At 34.9% G+C, this 4,461-nt stretch carries 7 protein-coding genes; 2 read left to right on the plus strand and 5 right to left on the minus strand.

The genetic code is table 11. The features are described 5' to 3' along the window. Positions 1 to 375: 375 nt before the first annotated feature. Both MWU84_RS23555 and MWU84_RS23560 read left to right on the plus strand, forming a co-directional pair. Positions 376 to 996, plus strand: coding sequence for a hypothetical protein (locus MWU84_RS23555; RefSeq protein WP_246906456.1), 621 nt, complete (start codon positions 376 to 378; stop codon positions 994 to 996). Beyond that, positions 977 to 1,897, plus strand: a complete 921-nt coding sequence (locus tag MWU84_RS23560; protein ID WP_246906457.1) for a hypothetical protein — start codon at positions 977 to 979, stop codon at positions 1,895 to 1,897. The genes MWU84_RS23555 and MWU84_RS23560 overlap by 20 nt, the downstream gene beginning before the upstream one ends. A gap of 255 nt (positions 1,898 to 2,152) precedes the next feature. Here MWU84_RS23560 and MWU84_RS23565 read toward each other — a convergent pair whose 3' ends face one another. The 5 genes from MWU84_RS23565 to MWU84_RS23585 all read right to left on the minus strand — a co-directional run bounded on the left by MWU84_RS23565 (position 2,153) and on the right by MWU84_RS23585 (position 3,955). Next, positions 2,153 to 2,428: a hypothetical protein gene (locus MWU84_RS23565; RefSeq protein WP_246906458.1), complete on the minus strand. Its 276-nt coding sequence runs from the start codon at positions 2,426 to 2,428 to the stop codon at positions 2,153 to 2,155. Between the two features lie 172 nt (positions 2,429 to 2,600). Beyond that, positions 2,601 to 2,849 (minus strand): hypothetical protein, encoded by a 249-nt coding sequence (locus tag MWU84_RS23570; protein ID WP_246906459.1) that lies wholly within the window; start codon positions 2,847 to 2,849, stop codon positions 2,601 to 2,603. Positions 2,850 to 2,873: 24 nt separating this feature from the next. Next, a complete protein-coding gene (locus MWU84_RS23575) occupies positions 2,874 to 3,185 on the minus strand; it encodes a hypothetical protein (protein ID WP_246906461.1) in 312 nt (103 codons plus the stop codon). Positions 3,186 to 3,216: 31 nt separating this feature from the next. After that, the gene (locus MWU84_RS23580; protein ID WP_246906463.1) at positions 3,217 to 3,411 is read right to left on the minus strand and encodes a hypothetical protein; all 195 of its coding nucleotides are present in this window, start codon (positions 3,409 to 3,411) and stop codon (positions 3,217 to 3,219) included. Positions 3,412 to 3,493: 82 nt separating this feature from the next. Beyond that, a complete protein-coding gene (locus MWU84_RS23585) occupies positions 3,494 to 3,955 on the minus strand; it encodes a JAB domain-containing protein (RefSeq protein ID WP_246906464.1) in 462 nt (153 codons plus the stop codon). Positions 3,956 to 4,461: the final 506 nt, after the last annotated feature.

The following is a 4,461-nucleotide window of genomic DNA, read 5'->3' on the forward strand; positions in this document are numbered from 1 at the left end:
GGGGATGGGCAAACGCCCTGAGAACAAGGGGCCTGCGCCTATTCTAACCGATCAGGGACGACCGGAACTCAGCCCCCATTCCTAATTCAAAAGGAATTAATGTCTACACTAACCGATTGGGGATAAAAAAACCCTAAAACAAGGGGGTCGCCCCTATTCTAACGCTTTGCGGATGGAATTCGGATACTCCAATAATCAGCTATACTAACCGATTGCGGATGGATATTAACTGTATAGTACTATCCAATATTTACGGATGAAAAAATGAAGAAAGGTCAAAAAAGCAAAAAGTAATGTTGTGGTTTACCTACTTCAGAAAAAGAATTCATATCAATAAAATACCATAATGCTGATTGACAAATAGTTAAATTCATTATGTTAGTATTTAAGAAACATTTAGGAATGGACAAAATTCAATATGAAAAACTAAAACTTGACTATATTTTACAAACATTTGCAGACAAGGAATTGTTTGATCAATGGTTAAGGAATTTTTTTTATTTAAATAGCGAACTTCGTAAGGAATACGATGCAATATATCAAAACTCGTTTTACATTGTATTTTATGAATTAGTCACGGTCGGACTGGACTATTCAAAAAGTGTTTTAGGAAATTTAAAGAATAGCCAAAATATGGAAAAAAATGACTTTTACAAAGAACTTATTAGTGGGCTAAAGGATATAAAATCCGAATTTTCTGAATCTGAATTTGAATTTATTGAGTACAAAAGACATAGTTCTTCGCATATTTTTCAAACTGGTTATCAAAAAAAGATTTTGAACAACGGAACTATCAAAACTAAAAGGAAAGAAAAACTTTTAGATGTTTTGAACTCTCAATTTTATAAAATCTTAATCAAGCACGGATTTGACCGAGGATTTGATGAATATATGAATAGTAAGTTATATCCGAAGATAATGGGATTGCATGAACGACTGGAAAAAATAAAAACGCACTACAATAAAGATGAATGTAATGGAAATGAAACATTTTGAAAACATAGAAAAAATTGCAGGAATTAATTCTAAAACAACTGAATTAGCAAAAATTGCTGATAAGATGAGTTTCGTTCCTGATAATATTCGAAAAATGATTGAAAGTCAAAAACGGATTATGTCTAATCTGCCCAAAATAGACATCCCTAAATATGATTTTCCAAAACTCTACATTCCGAATTTTGAGCATCTTAAATTTAATATCCCAGAGTTGAATGCCTCAAAATTTGATTTTGTAAACGCTAAATTACTTGAAACTTTAAAAAACTTTTCAAAAATTGGAGAGCGGATAAAAAACAATCCAGAACTACATTTTGCGTTCATTAGTGACCTTGAAATTTTAAACTTAAAGTCAGCAGAGGAATTTAAATCATCTCTAACTTCGGACTTAACCGACGACGACATTAAACAAAAAGAAGAACTTTTAAATGAGAATTTAGTTCCTTACTTGAAGAAATTGGGAATTCAAAAACTTTGGTTAGGAGCAAATGAGGTTTTAGAATCGGAAAAAAATCCAGATAAATTAAGGCATTGTTTGATTTCACTTAGAACTATTCTAGAATATTTAATTGACGAAAAACTTGCGCCAATTGAGGAATTGAAAAATGATGTTAGATTTAAAAAGGAATTCAAAAGATACCATCAGGGAAAACAAAGTTTAGAATACGTTAAAGTGAAAAGAGCTGATAAGATAGAATTTTTCACTTCCAAATTCGAGTTTGGGATGTTGGAGAATTTTACTAAAAACGAGATACAATACGTCTGTGATTGCTATTCTGTTCTTTGTAATATACATCAGCCAAATATTGGTATTACTGAAAACCAAGTGAAAAGTCTAAAAGTTAAAACTGGAATAACAATTTGGTTATTAGCATATTTAAACAACATTTTGGAAAATTAAAGCAATACATACAATAGTAACCGTTTCACAACACTACAAACTAGCTCAGAGGCAGGGTAACTGTCACCAGCGGCCAAGTACTATAAATTTAAAATGAAGAAAGGTCAAAAAAGCAAAAGAAGTAAAATGATTTTAGTATCTTTACCTTGAAAGAAGCAAACGTAAGTTTGATTCAAAAGCGGAATTACTGTAACGGTGGTTCCGTTTTTTTATGTGCAATATTTAAAATAGATGCAATATTATATTGCATCTATTTTAAAGGCTATGCGACGTAGGTTCGTTCTTTCCCCTTTGGAAGCTTTGTAAAAGCGCCCCCAATTCCCCTTTTTTATATTCATAGATATTGAGCCAGATCCAGTTGGGGAATTCCTTCGTGATAAAACTAGTAAAGGTCAAAAGGTTGTTTACGTTTTGATATTTCTTATAGGAGCAGTTCGGACACTTGACATCGATCCTTCTCTTTAAATCGACATTGGCCTGACATTCTCCACAGAGGACCTTTACTATTGCTCTATAACGTATATGCGCCATATTGTAGGTTATTTATAATCGATTTTTTTCATCTTCTTTGGGCAACGGTTCTATCGGGATCAAGGTATAATAGATGCATTTTAAGATATACCTAACGTATCGGTAGGCATACGGAAGTTTCTTTTTTCGCTTTGGAAGCTCCGGATTTTTCATATTGCCATTATGTTAGGCCTTATCCTTCAAAAGAAAGTCTCTTTTGACTTTCTAGGGTCCTACAGGTTTCGAACATTTCTAAGGCTCTTCCCTTGGACAGCTTACTCCCCGTTCTTGCCACTTCCAATAAACTTTCTTCGGAAATTTCAGCTACTTGTTTATAATAAGCTTTCCAATAACCGGGTGCCGATTCTATGGCCACCGATACCACATAGTCATTATGCGGATGGTTAAATGCAACGTTGACTTCTATGATTTTGTAGTCCATAATCTATAGTTGAATTAGTTTTTATTATTGAATATCTTCCCATAACAAATATTTCCGGTACCATTCCCAGGCAAGGTCCAAAACCTGCATTTCATTATGGATGCAATATTCGGTATTGTTGGTATGGTAGACCAAAGTAAAATCCTCCTCAAAATAAGAGTATTGCTTGCTCGTTTTATCCTCAAAAACAACATTGATAAATTCATCGTGCGCTATCACTTCGATAAGGGATATTCCCTTATGGAAAATAAATTGGCGTTGATCATTAAAGCTGTCGTCCTTTATAGGAAACTCTCCGAAAACAAATTCTGGTAATGTAAAGTCTTCTATTTTCATAATCATTTTTTGATAATTAAAAATAACAGGTTTAATCCTGTTGGAACCCATACTTTACCAACTCTTTCAGCAATGGTCCATAATGTTTTTCCGGAAAGTTCCTGCGCTCGTTCAGAAAATGCCGTAGGGTGTCCCTAGGTATTTCAGAGTTGTCCTCCAATTTCCTGATAGAAAGTGCATCCCGTTCCAAGAGCCAATTCCGTAGGGGAGTATATTTATAATCCATAGTATTATAGATTTTTGGGATGTTTACAAATGTACTTAAAAACGTACAAATAAAAAAATATAGTTTGATCAAAATAAAGGGCTTAAAAAAGCCCTTCATCAGCGAAAGAAAAATATCCCTCCCTGGTGATTATGATACTGTCAAGGGTTGTTATATCCAGCAACTTAGAGGCATCCCTCAACTTGTTGGAGATTTGCTTATCGGCTTCTGAGGGGTTTAGATTTCCTGACGGATGATTGTGGACCAAAAGGAGACTGTTTGTTTTGATCAGGATTGCTTGTCGCAGTACATCCTTTGTCGAAATGAGACAACCGTTATCGGTGCCAGATGTAAGATGGTGTACATTCACCACCTGATTCTTACGGTTCAAATGTATGACCTTTACTTCTTCGTGATCGTCCATTACCTCGTCAAAGAAGGGATAAATGAACTCCCGCACGGAACTGGAGGATGTTATTTGAAAAGTGGGCAGTTCTGTTCTCCTGTAAATGGCCGTCAATTCTCCAACGAAATCTTTAAAGGTTGCAATTCGAATGTCTTTCATAATAGTAAGTTTTTAAGATTATGAAGCGCAAACAATCAACAGGAGCGCAGCGGTGGGGATAGGTCCATGTGGAGATTTTAAAAAATTGCGGTGGGCTCCCCCCGACAGGAGGGATACCCCATTTTTTCAAATACTACATTGACAGGGCAGATGCGGCTTGATTAAATTGCGGCATAAGTATGAAAAATGAATTTTTAGGCTGGCACCTACCCTTATAAATAAGAAACTCCCATATCATTTTCAAAGGGTTCGATCCCCTTTTAAAATGAACCCCGTTAGATCGGTATAGAAATAATTGTAACCATAAAATATTGATGTTAGGGCGATTCCGCCCATAGGCGACCCCTTACTACTGAAAAATTACGCAACTACGGAATCCCAATGTTCATGTTACACGCTAGCTCGAACCGATGTCCTTTTTTTGCATATATCCAATGGATACCTTGTCTAGTAGAGGGTCAAAATGGGTTGTCTTTTAAATGGAAAAAATGATAAGAATAAAAAAA

Source organism: Arenibacter sp. F20364, assembly GCF_023015905.1.
GTDB lineage: Bacteria > Bacteroidota > Bacteroidia > Flavobacteriales > Flavobacteriaceae > Arenibacter.